The 16,671-nt window shown below is 55.8% G+C and carries 16 protein-coding genes; 7 read left to right on the forward strand and 9 right to left on the reverse strand.

The features are described 5' to 3' along the window. Positions 1-82: 82 nt before the first annotated feature. From slyD to kefG, 4 genes are all read right to left on the reverse strand, one after another. Positions 83-628 carry a peptidylprolyl isomerase gene (slyD, locus tag ACJY2L_RS12550; protein WP_067427321.1) on the reverse strand — a complete coding sequence of 182 codons (546 nt, stop codon included), beginning with the start codon at positions 626-628 and terminating at the stop codon, positions 83-85. Positions 629-839: 211 nt separating this feature from the next. Continuing rightward, entirely contained in the window at positions 840-1,034 is a 195-nt protein-coding gene (locus tag ACJY2L_RS12555) for a YheV family putative zinc ribbon protein (protein ID WP_067427319.1), read from the reverse strand. Positions 1,035-1,072: 38 nt separating this feature from the next. Further along, positions 1,073-2,878, reverse strand: a complete 1,806-nt coding sequence (gene kefB / locus ACJY2L_RS12560) for a glutathione-regulated potassium-efflux system protein KefB (RefSeq protein ID WP_439214124.1) — start codon at positions 2,876-2,878, stop codon at positions 1,073-1,075. Continuing rightward, a complete protein-coding gene (gene kefG / locus ACJY2L_RS12565; protein ID WP_439214125.1) occupies positions 2,878-3,429 on the reverse strand; it encodes a glutathione-regulated potassium-efflux system ancillary protein KefG in 552 nt (183 codons plus the stop codon). Before kefG ends, kefB begins: the two co-directional genes overlap by 1 nt. A 125-nt stretch (positions 3,430-3,554) precedes the next feature. Between kefG and ACJY2L_RS12570 the strand changes: the two genes are divergently transcribed. Continuing rightward, entirely contained in the window at positions 3,555-5,459 is a 1,905-nt protein-coding gene (locus tag ACJY2L_RS12570; protein ID WP_187486906.1) for an ABC transporter ATP-binding protein, read from the forward strand. Between the two features lie 234 nt (positions 5,460-5,693). Here the strand turns inward: ACJY2L_RS12570 and tauD are convergent, their stop codons facing one another. Genes tauD through tauA form a run of 4 tightly spaced genes read right to left on the reverse strand, consistent with a single transcriptional unit; the run spans position 5,694 to position 9,113 of the window. Next, the gene (gene tauD / locus ACJY2L_RS12575; RefSeq protein WP_187488706.1) at positions 5,694-6,533 is read right to left on the reverse strand and encodes a taurine dioxygenase; all 840 of its coding nucleotides are present in this window, start codon (positions 6,531-6,533) and stop codon (positions 5,694-5,696) included. Beyond that, positions 6,530-7,357, reverse strand: a complete 828-nt coding sequence (gene tauC, locus ACJY2L_RS12580) for a taurine ABC transporter permease TauC (RefSeq protein WP_067427306.1) — start codon at positions 7,355-7,357, stop codon at positions 6,530-6,532. The genes tauD and tauC overlap by 4 nt, the downstream gene beginning before the upstream one ends. Beyond that, positions 7,354-8,121, reverse strand: a complete 768-nt coding sequence (gene tauB / locus ACJY2L_RS12585) for a taurine ABC transporter ATP-binding subunit (RefSeq protein ID WP_187486908.1) — start codon at positions 8,119-8,121, stop codon at positions 7,354-7,356. Before tauB ends, tauC begins: the two co-directional genes overlap by 4 nt. A gap of 11 nt (positions 8,122-8,132) precedes the next feature. Continuing rightward, on the reverse strand, positions 8,133-9,113 hold the full coding sequence (gene tauA / locus ACJY2L_RS12590) for a taurine ABC transporter substrate-binding protein (protein WP_067427301.1): 981 nt from the start codon (positions 9,111-9,113) through the stop codon (positions 8,133-8,135). A 248-nt stretch (positions 9,114-9,361) separates the two neighbouring features. Between tauA and ACJY2L_RS12595 the strand changes: the two genes are divergently transcribed. After that, positions 9,362-10,342, forward strand: a complete 981-nt coding sequence (locus ACJY2L_RS12595; RefSeq protein WP_439214126.1) for a LacI family DNA-binding transcriptional regulator — start codon at positions 9,362-9,364, stop codon at positions 10,340-10,342. Between the two features lie 16 nt (positions 10,343-10,358). On the opposite strand, the gene ACJY2L_RS12600 is transcribed toward ACJY2L_RS12595, so the two are convergent. Then, positions 10,359-10,961 carry a LysE family translocator gene (locus tag ACJY2L_RS12600; protein WP_067427297.1) on the reverse strand — a complete coding sequence of 201 codons (603 nt, stop codon included), beginning with the start codon at positions 10,959-10,961 and terminating at the stop codon, positions 10,359-10,361. Positions 10,962-11,012: 51 nt separating this feature from the next. On the opposite strand from ACJY2L_RS12600, the gene ACJY2L_RS12605 reads away from it, so the two are divergent. From ACJY2L_RS12605 to ACJY2L_RS12625, 5 genes are all read left to right on the forward strand, one after another. Continuing rightward, positions 11,013-12,020, forward strand: coding sequence for a hydrolase (locus ACJY2L_RS12605; RefSeq protein ID WP_225701107.1), 1,008 nt, complete (start codon positions 11,013-11,015; stop codon positions 12,018-12,020). A gap of 3 nt (positions 12,021-12,023) precedes the next feature. Further along, positions 12,024-12,242, forward strand: coding sequence for a YheU family protein (locus tag ACJY2L_RS12610; RefSeq protein ID WP_067427293.1), 219 nt, complete (start codon positions 12,024-12,026; stop codon positions 12,240-12,242). Positions 12,243-12,314: 72 nt separating this feature from the next. After that, complete coding sequence (locus ACJY2L_RS12615) at positions 12,315-13,184, forward strand: phosphoribulokinase (RefSeq protein WP_067427289.1); 870 nt, start codon at positions 12,315-12,317, stop codon at positions 13,182-13,184. A gap of 713 nt (positions 13,185-13,897) precedes the next feature. Next, positions 13,898-14,530 (forward strand): cAMP-activated global transcriptional regulator CRP, encoded by a 633-nt coding sequence (gene crp / locus ACJY2L_RS12620; RefSeq protein ID WP_067427287.1) that lies wholly within the window; start codon positions 13,898-13,900, stop codon positions 14,528-14,530. Between the two features lie 63 nt (positions 14,531-14,593). After that, a complete protein-coding gene (locus ACJY2L_RS12625) occupies positions 14,594-16,669 on the forward strand; it encodes a YccS/YhfK family putative transporter (RefSeq protein WP_439214127.1) in 2,076 nt (691 codons plus the stop codon). Positions 16,670-16,671: the final 2 nt, after the last annotated feature.

Below are 16,671 nucleotides of genomic sequence, written 5' to 3' on the forward strand. Positions count from 1 at the left end.
GCGATTTTGCTGACATGCTACCGGCTTTCAAAGGCCAAAAAAAAGGCCACTGCAATGAGTGGCCTTGTGCAAACTGTTGTGCTTAGTGGCAGCCACAGCCGCCGGTACCGCAACCACCTTTACCGTGGTCGTGGTCATGATCGTGGTCGTGGTGATGATCGTGCTCGCCGTGCACGTGACCGTGCTCCAGCTCTTCTGGCGTGGCTTCGCGAATCGCCACAACTTCAACGTTGAAGTTTAGGTTTTGACCGGCCAGCATGTGGTTACCATCAACCACAACATGATCGTCTTCGACTTCGGTAATTTCTACCGGCACCGGGCCCTGATCGGTTTCCGCCATGAAGCGCATGCCAACCTGCAGCTCATCCACACCCATGAAGACATCTTTCGGTACGCGCTGCACCAGGTTGTCATCATATTGGCCGTAAGCTTCGTTAGCTGCGATATGCACATCAAACTTATCGCCAACGGTATGATCGTCCAGTGCCTTTTCCAGACCTGAAATCAGTGAACCGTGACCGTGCAGATAGTCCAGCGGTGCACTTACCGGTGACTCGTCAACCAACACACCGTCTTCTGTACGTACTTGGTAGGCCAGGCTAACCACCAGGTCTTTTGCTACTTTCATGATATCTCCTAACCGTTGAGAACTGAGACCCCGTCTCATTGGTCTATTTTTGCGTGCAATAACACCAACCAGAAAGGTTTAAGGTTGTACCACTCAGTTGAACACTATTTTCATTGCTTACCGCAAATGAGGTATAAAACGTTATTGCGCCGATTGTAGCGGAATTCAATGCCGCTGTGTGGCTAAGCTTAAAAAAAGCCGGCGCGTTTCGCTACTCCGGATGAAAAATTCCAATGACTTGTTCCTGAGTGCGGATTTTGTCACGGATTTGTTTATCCGCTTCGCGCATCTGATGACCGCATTTCACACACTCAACCACGTCGACATTGTTTTCACGCCACATGGCAAGCGTATCTTTTTGCTGGCAGTGCGGGCACACCGCACCGGCGATAAAACGTTTACGCATAAGTTTCCTCAGCAGCCCAGCCAACGGTGGCTGAGCATTTATTCATGTCCATCCCAGCCATCATACTGGCGTCGTTCCTGCTGCATTTCAGTCTGAAAAATATCTTCGAGTTCGCGCCGCGCCTCTTTAACCCGTGAGATCTGCGCGCTGTCAGCATGATTTGGCATCAGCTCGCGCAGCATACGCATATCGAGTCGACGAAAATGCTGCTGCGCACGGTGCGCCTGATGCGGATGCATGCCTAACGTCATCAGCGTCTTGCGCCCCAGTTCCAGCGCACTGGAAAAGGTTTCGCGAGAAAACTGCGTCACGCCCGCCTGCAACAGTTCATGCGCTTCAACGCGCCCACGTGCGCGCGCCAGAATTTGCAGATGCGGAAAATGCTGCTGGCAAAGATGCACAATGGTCATCGAATCTTCCGGATCGTTGCAGGTAATGACCACCGATTGCGCATTTGCCGCACCCGCTGCCCGCAGCAGTTCCAGTTCCGTCGCATCTCCATAGTATACTTTATAGCCGTATTTTCGCATTAAACTGACGGCGCTGATATCACGCTCCAGCACGGTGATCCGCTTCTGATTCGCCATGAGCAGACGCGCCACAACCTGACCAAATCGGCCAAATCCCACCACGATGACCTGCGGCTGATCGTCATCAACAAACGGCTTCTCGTCGTGCTCTTCGCCATCGTTGATGCGTCGTGTCAGGATTTTATCAATCGCCTGCATCAACAATGGCGTCGTCATCATTGAAAGCGTAACTGTCACCACCAGCAGTGGCAGCTGATCGCCGCTGAACAGTTTGGTTGATGATGCGGCAGAAAAGAGCACAAACGCGAATTCACCGCCCTGACTCAACACGCCGGCGAACTGCATTCGTTCCAGGCTGCGTAAACCATAAATGCGTGACAGGAGATAGAGCACCGCAATTTTCACCGCCACCAGCACCAGTACGCCAACCAGAATGGCGACGATATGGGTGTAGAGCACGCCCAGGTTCAGCGCCATGCCAACGGAGATAAAAAATAGCCCCAGCAGCAATCCTTTAAACGGCTCAATCGCCACTTCCAGCTCGTGCCGGTATTCACTTTCCGCCAGCAGGATACCCGCGATAAAGGTGCCCAGCGCCATCGACAGGCCCAGCGCTTCCATGAACAGTGCCGATCCCAGCACCAGCAATAAAGCCGCCGCGGTAAACACCTCGCGGACGCCTGAGGCGGCGATATAGCGCAGGATCGGACGTAACAGATAGCGGCCGCCAATCAGCATGCCGGCAAAGGCCAGCACTTTCATGCCCACTTTCATCCAGTCAATACTGCCGCTGTCGGTGCCAGCTAATAGCGGTACCAGCGCCAGCGCCGGGATCACCGCCAGATCCTGAAACAGCAGCACGGAAAAACCGAGCTGGCCCGATTCGTTGCGGTTCATGCCTTTGTCGCGCATCAACTGTAACGCCATGGCGGTCGACGACATCGCCAGGCCGAGGCCACCAATTACCGCGGCCTGCCAGCTAAATTGCGACAGGTAAAGCAGTGCGCCGAGAATGGCGGCGCTGACCAGCACCTGCGCGGCGCCTACGCCAAAAATCGAGCGACGCAGTTGCCACAGTTTAGAGGGATTCAGTTCCAGGCCGATGATAAACATCAGGAACACCACACCGAGTTCAGAAAAGTGCAAAATCTCCTGAACATCGCTGATAAAACCGAGGCCCCATGGGCCGATGGCGATACCCGCTAACAGATAGCCGAGCACCGCGCCGATGCCCAGGCGCGCCGCAATAGGTACCGCCACTACCGCCGCAAACAGGTAAAGCACCCCTGCGGTCAGCAACGTTTGTCCTTCCATTAAATGCCTCCATAGGGCAACGGCGAAGCCAGCCAGTCGCCATAAGCGCGGGCAAAATTTTTCATCACATCGGGTTCCTGACGGCGCGCCCAATAGACGATCATCGGCGTGAGCCAGTGCATGCCGCACATCTGCGCGGTCAGCTCAAAGGGTCGCATGATGGCTGACATCGAATAGCCGTTCAGGCCGTCGTGATGATAGGCGCTTTCCGGTTCACCTGTAGTGATGACGCTGCGCCAATATTTTCCTGCCAGCGCCGTGCCATCGGTGCCGCTGGCAAAGCCGCGCGACAATACGCGATCCAGCCACTCTTTGAGCAGCGCCGGACAGCTATAGGTATAAAGCGGATGCTGAAACACAATGATTTGATGGTCACGCAACAGCTGCTGTTCATAATGAATATCGATAAAAAAGTCAGGATAATGCGCGTAGAGGTCATGCACCGTCACGTGCTCAAGCTGACGAGCGGGCTGCAATAATACGCGATTGGCGATGGAATCCTGTGACTCCGGGTGAGCATATAAAAGCAGAACCTTAGGCAGCTGCGACATCGTTTCCCTCCAAATCGTCGTCATGGCGATGCTTTTCCGCTACCATGCACGACGCAACGGAATAGCTATTCCGGCTCTCTGATTATAATCCCAGTAAATTAACATATTCTGACGATACGGCGCTTATGATTGTCTTTTCCGCATTACAAATTCGTCGCGGTACCCGCGTGCTGTTAGATAACGCCACCGCCACCATCAATCCCGGGCAAAAAGTGGGACTGGTGGGTAAGAACGGCTGTGGTAAATCCACCCTGTTATCGCTACTGAAAAATGAAATGGCGGCCGATGCCGGCAATCTGACATTTCCCGGCAACTGGGCGCTCGCCTGGGTCAATCAGGAAACCCCGGCGCTCAGCGTGCCTGCGCTGGAATATGTGATTGATGGCGACCGTGAGTATCGTCAACTGGAAGCAGAACTTCAGCACGCCAACGACATTAATGACGGCAACGCGATTGCGCTGCTGCATGGCAAGCTTGATGCTATTCAGGCGTGGAGCATTCATGCCCGCGCATCCAGCCTGCTGCACGGGTTGGGATTCAGTCAGGAGCAGCTGCAACATCCGGTCAGTGATTTTTCTGGCGGCTGGCGCATGCGTCTCAACCTGGCGCAGGCGCTACTCTGTCGCTCCGATCTGCTGCTGCTCGATGAACCTACCAACCACCTCGATTTAGATGCGGTGATCTGGCTGGAACGCTGGCTGAAAAGCTATCCTGGCACGCTGATTCTAATTTCCCACGATCGCGATTTTCTCGATCCGGTGGTAGACAAAATTCTGCATATTGAGCAGCAGTCGCTGTTTGAATATACCGGTAACTACAGCTCGTTCGAGCGGCAGCGCGCCACCAAACTGGCTCAGCAGCAGTCGTTGTATGAGCATCAGCAGGAAAAAGTCACCCATCTGCAGAAGTATATCGATCGCTTCCGCGCGCAGGCGACCAAAGCCAAGCAGGCACAGAGTCGCATAAAGATGCTGGAGCGCATGGAGCTGATTGCACCCGCGCACGTGGATAATCCTTTCAGCTTTAGCTTTCGTCAGCCAGAAAGCCTGCCAAATCCCCTGTTGAAGATGGAAAAGGTCACCGCAGGCTACGGCGATCGCGTCATTCTTGACGCCATCAAGCTTAATCTGGTGCCGGGCTCGCGGATCGGTTTACTGGGCCGCAATGGCGCCGGTAAATCAACGCTGATTAAAATGCTGGCGGGCGAACTGGCGCCGATGCAGGGCGATATTGGCCTGGCGAAAGGCATCAAGCTTGGCTATTTCGCGCAGCATCAGCTGGAGTTTTTACGCGCCGATGAGTCGCCGCTACAGCATCTGGCGCGGCTGGCCCCTAAAACGCTGGAGCAGCAGCTGCGTGATTATCTTGGCGGCTTCGGTTTTCAGGGCGACAGCGTAAGCGAGCAAACGGCACGTTTCTCCGGCGGTGAGAAAGCGCGGCTGGTGTTGGCGCTGATCGTCTGGCAGCGCCCTAACCTGCTGTTGCTGGATGAGCCCACTAACCATCTCGATCTCGATATGCGTCAGGCGCTCACCGAGGCGCTGATCGATTTCGAAGGCGCGCTGGTGGTAGTCTCGCACGATCGACATTTGTTGCGCTCTACCACTGACGATCTCTATTTAGTGCATGACGGCAAAGTCGACGTATTCAACGGCGATCTTGATGATTATCAGCAGTGGCTAAGCGATCAGCAGCGACAGCAGGCGCAGCAGGACGCCACGCCAAAAGCGGACAGCAGCAACAGCGCGCAGGCGCGTAAAGATCAGAAGCGTCGCGACGCCGAGCTGCGCACCCAAACGCAGCCGCTGCGCAAGCAGATTGAGAAGCTGGAAAAGCAGATGGCAAAACTGCAGGAGCAGCTGGCTGCCGCTGAAAGCCAACTGAGCGACAGCGCGATTTACGATCACAGCCGCAAAGCGGATCTCACCGCCGCGCTTGCCGCCCAGGCCAACGCAAAATCGGCGCTGGAAGAGGTCGAGATGGCATGGCTTGATGCACAAGAGCAGTTAGAAACCCTGCTGGCAAGCTAACATCGCCAGCAGTCAGGCAAGCGGCGATCCTTCAAGGGATCGCCACTCGCCGAATTCTCATCGCCGGTTTTTTTCCTGCCAACTTACTTCTTATTTTCCGGCCGCGGCTCCCTCCTCAAGGAGAGACTGAGCAGCGGCGAGACAAGGCACCAGGCGCTAAGCGAGCGGAGCATAGTGTATGTGAGCTTAACGCAGCAACGCTGTCGCAGCCCTGCGCAGCCTCTCCTTCCTGATTCAAAAAGGTTTATCCCCCAATACCGTCGCCCTGTGCATAATCCGTCGCGCCGGCAAATAATCGGCATTGGCATAATGCTGCGTGACCCGGTTATCCCACATCGCCACATCATTTTCCTGCCAGCGCCAGCGCACCTGAAACTCTGGCTTAGTGATATGAGCAAACAGGAAGTGCAGCAGCGTATCGCTCTCTTTTTCGCTCAGCTCCTTGATTCGCGTGGTAAAGCCTTCGTTGACGAACAGGGCTTTTTTGCCGCTTACCGGATGAGTACGCACTACCGGATGAACCACCGGGGGATTGTTGATCACCGCTCGCTGCCAGCGCTGGTGCTCCTGCTCGCTGTTGCGATGTTTGTACTCCTGAAACGACTTTTTGAAATCGTGCTCGGCATGCAACCCACTTAGCAGCGTCTGAAAAGGCAGCGAGAGTGCTTCCCATGCGGCAATACCGCTGGCCCATAAGGTATCACCGCCGGTTTCCGGCAGCTGTTTTGCCGCCAGAATTGCGCCAGCTGGCGGCGTATCGATAAAAGTTACGTCGGTGTGCCAGTTGTCATTGTCCGGCGGATTGTCGTTGTGAGTATCCAGCACAATGATCTGCTCGACATCTTCAGCGTGCGGATAAACGGGATGAATATGCAGATCGCCGAATCGCGCGGCGAGCGCCCGCTGCTGATGCGGCGTGATCGGCTGATCGCGCAAAAACAGCACCTGATGGCGAATCAGCGCATGATAGAGCTGTTCAAACTGTGCATCGCTCAGCGGCCGGGCCAAATCGACATTACTGACCTGCGCACCGATGTAAGGGCCTAAGGGTTTGATGACCAAACGTTCGTTCATTGCTGTTCTCCATGCCAGGGCGTTAAGCGGCGCTGAAGTGCACGCAGCCCCAGTTCTAAGGTAAAGGCGATCAGGGCGATAACGGTTATGCCCGCCAGCACCACGTCGGTTGCAAGAAATTCTCCGGCGGACTGCACCATAAAGCCGAGCCCGCGCGTGGCGGCGATCAGTTCGGCCGCCACCAGCGTTGACCAGCCGACGCCAAGCCCAATACGTAAGCCGGTCAGGATTTCCGGCAGCGCGCCGGGCAGAATCACATACCACAACACCTGCCAGCGGCTGGCCCCCAGCGATTGCGCGGCGCGAGTTCGCACCTGCTGCGCACTTTTCACGCCAGCCAGCGCTGACAGCGCGACAGGTGCAAAAATGGCGAGATAGATCAGCAGGATCTTCGACGTTTCCCCAATGCCAAACCAGATCACCATCAGCGGCAGATAGGCGAGCGGCGGTATCGGACGATAAAGCTCAATCAGGGGATCCAGAATGCCGCGCACGGTCTCATTCAGTCCCATGGCGATACCTACCGGCACACCGATAAGCACCGCAGCGGCCAGCGCGATCAGGATGCGCGTCAGGCTGGCAGCCAGATGCTGCCACAGCGTGGCATCCATGAAGCCCTGCGCGCTGGCAATGGTGAACAGCTGATGCAGCACCTGTTGCGGCGGCGGCAGGAACAGCGGCCCAATCAGCTGCAAGCGGGTTACCGCCCACCAGATCGCCAACAGCACCAGCAGCGTGGAAATGCTCAGCGTTAGCTGACGGGAAATTGGCCAGCGCAGCGTAAATCGACGCGTTGCCGGTTTATCATTGATGAATGCGCTCATGAAAACACCTCGCGCTGTTGGAAAACACGGCTAAGCACATATTCACGGCAGGCGATAAAGTCAGCGTCTGATTTAATGGCGCGGCACGCTTCACCGGCGGCGTAGCGCTGGCCGAAGTTCAGCGATAGCCGCTCCACGATACGGCCTGGGCCAGGCGATAACAGCACCAGCTCGCTGGCTAAAAAAATCGCTTCTTCAATATCGTGCGTAATCAGCAGTACCTGCTTGCCGCTGTCTCGCCAGAGCCGCAGCAGCAGCTCCTGCATCTGTTCACGGGTAAAGGCATCCAGCGCACCAAAAGGCTCATCCAACAGCAGCAACTGTGGATCGGCCGCCAGCGCGCGTGCGATGCCCACGCGCTGACGCATACCACCGGAGAGCTGCCAGAGAAATTTTTGTCCGGCGCTCTCCAGCCCGACTTTCTGCAGCATGCGTTGCGCCGTCGCCTGCCGTTCAGCTTTGCCGTGCCCCGCCAGCTGTAAGCCAAACGCGACGTTATCCAGCACGTTGCGCCACGGCAGCAGACCTTCGTGCTGAAACACCACGCCACGTTCAGCGCCTGGACCCTGCACCGGCTGGCCATTCAACGTAATAGTGCCGGAATCGGGCCGTTGAAAACCGGCCACCAGGTTCAGCAAGGTGGTTTTGCCACAGCCGGACGGGCCAAGCACCACCACCATTTCACCTTCAGCAATGGTCAGATTGATATCCTGCAGCGCCAGATGATCGGCATAGCGCGCCGTGAGATGAGAGAGCGTCAGCATAAGCGGTTCCGTTATTTCAGCAGCGGTTTAACAAAACGATCGGTCACGTAGCCACGGTAATCATCTGCAACCTGCGGCACTTTGCCCTGCTCTTTTAAAAAGCCCGCGGTGTCGACAATCGCTTTGTTCACCGGCGCACCGAGCTGATCGACCTGTTGCTGCGCGCTAAGATAGGTGTTGCCTTTTACCAGCGCGGGCACATCAGCTTCCGCAACGCCACTGAAGCGCGACAGCTTGCTCAGGTTATCCGGCTGCTTGAGCCACTGTTCCGGGTTATCGAGATAGCGCTGCTGCGCCTGTAGCGCGCTGCGGGCAAATGCGGTGACAATCTCAGGATGCGCCGCGGCAAAATCTTTGCGAACGACCCAGACATCAAGCGTTGGCGCGCCCCATTTACCCACCTGCGAAGAATCAGTCAGCACCGTGCCGCTTTTCTCCAGCTCATTCACCGCCGGTGCCCAGACGTAGGCGCCATCAATATCACCCCGTTGCCATGCCGCAATGATCGCCGGCGGTTGCAGGTTAATGATCTGCACCTGTCCCGGTTTGATGCCCCAGTGTTTCAGCGCCGCCAACAGGCTGTAATGGGTGGTTGAGATAAACGGCACGGCGATACGTTTGCCAATCAGATCCTGCGGTGAGCGAATGGCTTTCTTCACCACCAGCGCTTCAGAACTGCCCAGCTGCGAAGCGAGCAGAAAAACCTCAATCGGCACCTGCTGACTGGCGGCAATCGCCAGCGGGCTGGAGCCGATATTGCCAATCTGTACGTCGCCCGATGCCAGCGCCCGCACCACGCTGGATCCGCTGTCAAACTTACGCCAGTCCACCTGCGCACCGCTGGTGCTGGCAAAGGTGTTATCCGCCTGCGCCACCTTGGCCGGTTCCGCCGAGGTTTGGTAGGCGACGGTCACATTGACCGCCTGCGCCTGGAGTACAAACAGTGAGAGCGCCGCAGCAAGCAGCCGCAGTCCGGAACGCGTTGTGATCATCATCTTATCCACTGAAGAGGTTGTTATGCGCTCAGTGTTGCCGTAGCGGAATAATGAATAAAGGAATTAAAAATTATTTTTAATTACCTTAAATGCTTAGAAGAAAAATGGGTTTGCATAGTTTTTGGCTGCATAACCGCAGGCCAGCGGGCACAACTTTGCGCGCCTGAAGGGTGTGCGCGACGAGGATTCTTGTTACCTTAGCGCAGCGGCTATTAACACTCTTTAACCTGGGAATGACGTGCATCATGTCGATTGAAAAAGTGGCTCGTCTGGCGGGCGTTTCTACCGCCACCGTTTCGCGCGTACTGAATGACCAACCCGGCGTAAGAAGCACCACGCGCGATAAGGTGCTGGCAGCAATTAACGCCTGCGATTACCAACCGAATCTGCTGGCGCGCCAGCTGCGCACCTCACAAAGCCGCATGTTGCTGGTGCTGATCCCCGATTTAACCAACCCATTCTGCTCACGCGTGGTGCAGGGCATTGAGGCAGAAGCCGAAGCGCAGGGTTACCACATTCTGCTCTGTCATTCCGGCTCGCTTTTCCGCCGGGAAACCGCCTATCTGGCATTGCTGACCGGCAAAGTAGTCGAGGGGGTAATCACGCTGGATGCAGTGAATCGCCTGCCTGAGCTGATCGCGCTGATCGGCGACTCACCCTGGGTTCAGTGTGCAGAAGGCGATCCCGCTTTTGGCCGCTCAACGGTGACCATCGATAATTTTGATGCCGCTGCCAACACGGTAAAATTTTTAGTCGCCAAAGGACGCAAGCGTATTGCGCTGGTGAACAGCGACACGCGTTATCTCTATGCGCAACAGCGTGAGGCGGGCTATATCGCCGCGCTGAAAGATGCCGGACTGAACTGGAGCGCGATAAGTTATGCCAGTGATGTCTCCTGCGAAGCGGGCACCGCGGCGATGGACGAACTGTTGGCCAGGGCGCAGCGCCCTGACGCCATTATTGCCGTTTCTGATGTGCTGGCGGTGGGCGTCATGCATGCTATTCAGGAGGCAGGTTTGTGTATACCGAACGATGTGGCGGTGGTCGGCTTTGATGGCATTCCATTCACCAGCAGCCTTAATCCACCGCTGACGACCATTGAACAACCGATGGGTAAAATGGGCGCGCGCAGCGTACAACTTCTGCTGGAGAGCATTCGCCATCCTCAGGCGACCGCAACGCACGATGTGCTGCCATGGAAAATGGTGGAACGTCGCTCAACCTGAGCGACGTCTTGCCAGATTAATGCCAGATCAGCAGCACGCAGGCGGCGGTCAGAACGCCCATGGCCAGATTGAAAATTTTCCACGCCCGTGGGCTGCGCAGAATGCGGCCAATCAAACTACCAAAACCCAACCAGATAATGCCAGAGACCAGATTCACGCTAAACAAGCCAAGCGCAATCGCCAGGATAGAGTGCTGGTAAGCCGCTCCGGCCAGGCTAAAGCTGGCAACCGCACCCAGCACCATCAGCCAGGCTTTGGGGTTCACCAGCTGCAGCAAACCGCCCTGCCAGAAGGGCATTGGCGACTGCGGGCCATCGCCGGTTTCCAGCTTTTCATAGGCGGCGGTGGCAATTTTCCAGGCAAGCCACAACAGGTACAGGCTACCGGCGATTTTGAGGATAAGATGCAGCGAAGGGTACAGCAGTAACAGGCTGCCAACGCCGGAGGCGACCAATACCAGCATCAGCTGCATGCCAAGCATAATGCCGATCATCAACGGCAACGAGCGCAGAAAACCAAAATTAGCGCCTGATGCGGTGAGTAACATATTATTAGGACCGGGCGTGATTGCCGCCACCCACAGAAAACCCAACATTGATAAAAACAGACCCAGCTCCATCTACAGGTAGCTCCTTATCCGAACGCAACTCATCGAAGCCAACAGTGTGATATGGATTGTATAACTCCCGCAATAACAGATTTACCGGATACTGAATTCACGCCAATGGCGGGCCTGCGCAATCCGCACCTGCAAACCGTGATGCCACGTTTTTTTCGCCGACGCATTACGCTAACGCCGCACTGGCAGCGGCTGGAACTGCCCGACGGCGACTTTGTCGATCTCGCCTGGAGTGAAGAGCCGATGGCGGCGCGGCATAAACCGCGCGTAGTGCTGTTTCACGGGCTGGAGGGTAATTTTAACAGCCCTTATGCGCATGGTCTGCTGGAGACGTTTCGCCAGCGTGGCTGGCTGGGCGTGGTGATGCATTTTCGCGGCTGCAGCGGCGAACCCAACCGGCTGAACCGCATTTATCACTCCGGCGAAACGGAAGATGGGCGCTTTTTTCTGCACTGGCTACAGGAAAATTATGGCCGCGTCGCCACCGCCGCCGTCGGCGTATCGCTGGGCGGCAATATGCTGGCCTGTTTGCTGGGGCAGGATGGCGATCGCGCGCCGCTTGATGCAGCTGTGGTGGTGTCTGCACCGCTGCTGCTTGAACCTTGCAGCATCAAACTCGAACAGGGCTTCTCCCGGCTTTATCAGCGCTATCTGCTGTCGCTGTTGAAGCAGAATGCCGCACGCAAGCTGCACGCCTGGCCTGGCACGCTGCCGATCGATCTCGCCGGGCTTAAGGCGCTGAAAAAACTTCGCGCCTTTGATGAGGCGATTACTGCTCGCGCACACGGTTTTGCCAGTGCAGGCGACTATTATCAGCAGGCCAGCGCCATGCCGTTGCTGCCGCAGGTGCGCAAACCGCTGCTGATCGTGCATGCGCAGGACGATCCTTTTATGACCGCGGCGGTGATCCCGGATTTAGCCCAGCTTCCTGCTAACATTACCTATCAACTGACACAATACGGTGGCCACGTTGGCTTTGTCGGCGGCACGCCACGGCAGCCGCAAATGTGGCTGGAACAACGTATTCCTCAATGGCTCTCAACATATCTGGATAACTAAGCGGTGATTATTCCCTGGAAAGAACTTGAAGCGGAGACGCTGAACAGCCTGATTGAATCATTCGTGTTGCGCGAAGGCACCGATTACGGTGAGCAGGAACGCAGCTTCGCCGATAAAATTGCCGATGTGCGCCGTCAGCTGGAAAGCGGCGAGGCGGTGCTGGTGTGGTCAGAACTGCATGAGACGGTAAATATCATGCCGCGCAAAGCGATCCGCAGCTAACGGGCGAAAGATGACAGGCGCGTTGACTCATGTTAACAATGCCTGTCGCAGATCCATTCAGGGAGCAGCACTATGTCAGCAAGGCATCCGATCATTGCCGTTACCGGCTCCAGCGGCGCCGGTACTACCACCACCAGTCTCGCTTTTCGCAAGATTTTTCAGCAGTTTAATTTGCAGGCGGCCGAACTGGAAGGTGACAGCTTTCACCGTTTTACCCGGCCTGAAATGGATATGGCGATCCGTAAAGCGCGCGATTCCGGGCGCCACGTCAGCTATTTTGGCCCAGAGGCTAACGATTTTGGCCTGCTGGAACAGACCTTTATCGAATACGGGCTGAACGGTACCGGCCAGTCACGCAAATATCTGCACACCTATGATGAAGCGGTGCCGTGGAACCAGGTGCCTGGCACCTTTACGCCGTGGCAACCGCTGCCGGAACCCACCGACATCCTGTTTTACGAAGGCCTGCACGGCGGCGTCGTCACACAGCAGCATAACGTGGCAGACAAGGTCGATTTGCTGGTCGGCGTGGTGCCTATCGTCAATCTTGAGTGGATCCAGAAGTTGGTGCGCGATACCAGCGAGCGCGGTCACTCGCGTGAAGCGGTGATGGATTCCGTGGTGCGCTCAATGGATGATTACATCAATTTCATCACGCCGCAGTTTTCGCGCACGCACATCAACTTTCAGCGCGTTCCAACGGTGGATACCTCAAACCCCTTCGCCGCGCGGGACATTCCCTCGCTGGACGAAAGCTTCGTGGTGATTCACTTCCGCGGCCTGGAAGATATCGATTTTCCTTATTTACTCGCCATGCTGCAGGGCTCGTTTATCTCGCACATCAATACGCTGGTGGTACCGGGCGGCAAAATGGGCCTGGCGATGGAACTGATTATGACGCCGTTGGTACAACGTTTAATGGAAGGTAAAAAGATCGAGTAAAATGCAGCCGGACCGCGGGCGGCAGTCACAAATATTTTACAAACCGTTAACCTTAGCGGTTTGACCACTGCCCGCTGCGCCAGCCGTTACGCCTGTTAATCATCACGTATTGGTGTTCTGCAGGTGCGCTATTCTCTCCTCGCCCTTGTCCTGATTTTTGCGCTGCGGACGATCATGATATGAGATCGGGCGATACAGACTGCCGATAATACTTTCTCGCTATGCAAACCAGCCCGCTCTTGCCGTTAGCAGCAAAGAAAACGCACGACTGCACTGCAAATGCTTGCTACCAGTGATATTATCCTCGCCGCAATCACGCACCGGCCCGTCAATACTCATGCTGTTACACAGTACTGCACGCCTGAGGATTCTCCTAAAAGCGGGGTTATGCTCTTCGCTCCGCTGACATGCGCTTTACTATAACCATTGATCGAGTGTGAGTATGATCGCGTCAACCTGCCCTGCTAAAAGCGCAATCTGACACGATGTACATCATGCTGAAGCGAGACAACAGAAGACAGTAAGTGAAAGCTGTGCTACAAACGAAGTTGTAATATTTTCGTTGCGCAAGCGAAAACGGGAGCACTGATGAGCAAAACTCAAAACAGCAGCCCGCCGACTTTCCTTCAAAGGAATAGCTTTACTATTTCAACGCCTGACAGGGAATCTTGCCCCTGTGTTTAGGGCACGATTACAACAGAGGATAATAGCGAATGGTTCTCGGCAAACCGCAAACAGACCCTACACTCGAATGGTTCCTGTCACATTGCCATATTCACAAATATCCATCCAAAAGCACGCTCATCCACCAGGGTGAAAAAGCGGAGACGCTTTACTACATCGTTAAAGGTGCAGTTGCGGTGTTAATTAAGGATGAAGAAGGCAAAGAGATGATCCTCTCTTACCTTAACCAGGGCGATTTTATCGGTGAGCTTGGCCTGTTCGAAGAAGGTCAGGAACGCAGCGCCTGGGTTCGCGCGAAAAGCGCCTGTGAAGTGGCTGAGATCTCTTACAAGAAATTTCGCCAGCTGATTCAGGTTAACCCCGACATCCTGATGCGTCTGTCCTCACAGATGGCGCGTCGCCTGCAGGTTACCTCAGAAAAAGTGGGCAACCTGGCGTTCCTGGACGTGACCGGCCGCATCGCACAAACGTTGCTGAATCTGGCGCGTCAGCCTGATGCGATGACGCACCCGGATGGCATGCAGATTAAGATCACCCGTCAGGAGATCGGCCAGATCGTTGGTTGTTCCCGCGAAACGGTGGGCCGCATTCTGAAAATGCTGGAAGATCAAAACCTGATTTCTGCACACGGTAAAACGATCGTCGTCTACGGCACTCGCTGATTTTTCTTACCCCGACGGCGTGATGATTGCTCATCACGCCGTTTTCTATGTTGTGAAAAGCTGATGTGGCGCCGACTCATCTACCACCCTGAAGTAAATTATGCCCTGCGGCAGACGATGGTGCTATGCCTGCCGGTAGCCATCGGCTGGCTGTGCGGCGATCTGCAAAAAGGCCTGCTGTTCTCGCTGGTTCCTGCGTGCTGTAATATTTCTGGTCTTGATACGCCGCACAAGCGCTTTTTTAAGCGGCTGATTGTGGGCGGTTCTCTGTTTGCCACCAGTAGCCTGCTGATGCAGGTCTTAACGCTGCATGGCATTCCGTTGCCCGTGATCCTGTTTGCGATGACCATGCTGCTCGGCGTGCTGGGCGAAATCAGCCCGCTGCATGGCCGCCTGTTATCGGGTTCACTGATCGCCGCCATCTTTACCCTGAGCCTGACAGGTAAGCTGCCGATCTGGGCACCGCCGCTGCTCTATATTGGTGGCACCTTATGGTATGGGCTGTTCAATGCGTTCTGGTTCTGGCTGTGGGAAGAGCAGCCGATGCGCGAGACACTCAGCCTGATCTATCGTGAACTGGCAGATTATTGTGATAAAAAATACAGCCTGCTGACCCAGCTCACCGATCCTGAAAAAGCGCTGCCGCCGTTGCTGGCACGGCAACAGAAAGTGGTCGATCTCATTAATACCTGTTATCAGCAAATGCACATGCTGGCGGCCAATCGTGACAACAGCCACAAGCGGCTGACGCGGGCATTTCAGGTGGCGCTGGATCTGCAGGAGCACATTTCGGTGAGTTTGCATCAGCCGGAAGAGGTTCAAAAGCTGGTGGAAAAGAGCCATGCCGAGGCAGTAATCCGCTGGAACGCCCGCGTCATCTCTGCTCGCCTGCGCGTGCTGGCGGACGACATTCTTTATCATCGCATGCCAGCTCGTTTTGAGATGGATAAGCCGTTGCAGGCGCTGGAGAAGATCGCCCGCCAGCATCCTGATAATCCGGTAGGTAACTTCTGCTTTTATCATTTCAGCCGCATCGGCCGCGTGCTGCGCACTCAGCGCCCACTTTACCGCCGCGACCTGATGGCCGATCGTCAGCGTCGACTGCCGCTTTTACCGGCGCTACGCAACTATCTGTCGTTGAAATCCGCCGCGCTGCGCACCGCTGCTCGCTTCGCCGTTATGCTGATGTTTGGCAGTACGCTGGCGCTGTTCTTCGATATTCCCAAGCCTTACTGGATTTTGATGACCATTATGTTCGTCAGCCAGAATGGCTACAGCGCCACGCGCGTACGCATTCAGCATCGGGCGCTGGGCACGCTGGCGGGGTTAATTGTCGCCGCCGCCACGCTGCGCTTTGCCGTCCCGGAATCAGTGGTATTGCTGATCATGCTGGCGATCACGCTGGGCGGCTATTTGATTATCCGTAAGTTTTACGGCTGGGCAATGGTTGGGTTTACCGTGACCACCGTCTGGACGTTGCAGCTGCTGTCGCTGAACGGCTCCGCTTTTCTGCTGCCGCGTTTGATGGACACGCTAATGGGCTGCCTGATCGCCTTTGCCGGCATGGTCTGGCTGTGGCCGCAGTGGCAGAGCGGCCTGCTACGTCAGAATGCCCATGATGCACTGGAAACCTATCAGGATGCTTTACGGCAACTGCTGGGGCCGGAGCAGTCGCCGCAAAAGCTCGCCTGGCAACGCATGCGGGTCAATCAGGCGCACAATGCGCTGTTTAACTCGCTGAATCAGGCGATGCAAGAGCCGGGCTTTAATTCCCGGTATCTTGATGACATGAAGCTGTGGGTGACGCACAGCCAGTTTATCGTTGAGCACATCAATGCCATTACCAGCCTCGCGCGTGAACACACCATGCTGACGCCTGCGCTGGCGGAACGTTATCTGCAATCGCTGGAAATTGGCCTGCAACGCTGTCAGCAGCGGCTGGAATATGATGGCCCGGGCTCGGACAGCAATGTGCTGGAGGAACCTGAAGATCTGAATGAAGGGCCGGTGACGATTGTGGAACGGCATGCAAAACGCATTCTCGATCATCTGCGCGTGATGCATACCCTATCATCGCTGGCATGGCAGCAGCGCCCGCACCACGGTCAGTGGCTGGTCAGACGCTTACGGAATAAATAACC

It is taken from the genome of Duffyella sp. Ts4 (assembly GCF_051851875.1).
GTDB lineage: Bacteria > Pseudomonadota > Gammaproteobacteria > Enterobacterales > Enterobacteriaceae > Duffyella > Duffyella gerundensis.